Genomic DNA, 667 nt, shown 5'->3' with positions numbered 1-667 from the left:
CTGGTAATGCTCCCGCTAGACCGAAAAACGTCAGCGCAAACTTGATACCGAGGAACGAAACGCCGCCGATCAGCAGCCAGGACATGATCGGGGTGAAGACAATTAGGAGCCCGACTAGAACCACCCCGAGTAGACAGAGTCCCAGGAAAAGGAGAAGCGCACCATCCGCGTCCATTAGCTCACCTTGGTTCTCGGAAGAGGTCCGCTGTCTCGGGCTGGTAGCGGGGCTCGCACGTAAAGCTCGAAGGGATCGCTCTTGTGAGGAGACCATGAGGCTCCAACGACAGTGAAATCGGCTCTGCGGTGTCTGGAGCGATATAGCCGTAGTGGTAATCGGTCGAGATCATCTCCTTCCTGCTACTCGGATCGGTCGGCCTGTACTGCGTCTGGGGAGCCCGGAAGGTGCAGCGGAGCCACACATCATAGATACGAGCGTTGCTCTCGTTGTGGATGATGGCCGTGATGAGGCGATCAGCGAAGTTCACCTGTTCGTTGCTTACGCGGACGTTCCCGTTAAAGGTGCGAGCTACGGCAGCTTGGGCCGAAACTTCCTTTCTGTCAGGCGCAATCATCTCAGTCGCGACCCAGAAGGCGATGCCAGCGAGGATGATGCCCGCGTGGGCACCCAACCAAGGGATCACAGGGATGAGGATCAGCAGGGCAATGA

At 57.7% G+C, this 667-nt stretch carries 1 protein-coding gene; it reads right to left on the bottom strand.

Annotated elements, in window-relative coordinates; all coding sequences use genetic code 11:
• Positions 1 to 179: 179 nt before the first annotated feature.
• Positions 180 to 667 (bottom strand): hypothetical protein (locus AC2JF9_RS08115; protein ID WP_500726785.1); only part of this gene is annotated, 488 nt, incomplete at its 5' end.

This window comes from Lactobacillus sp. C449L (assembly GCF_059900815.1).
This window is presented reverse-complemented; position numbering and strand designations above follow the sequence as displayed.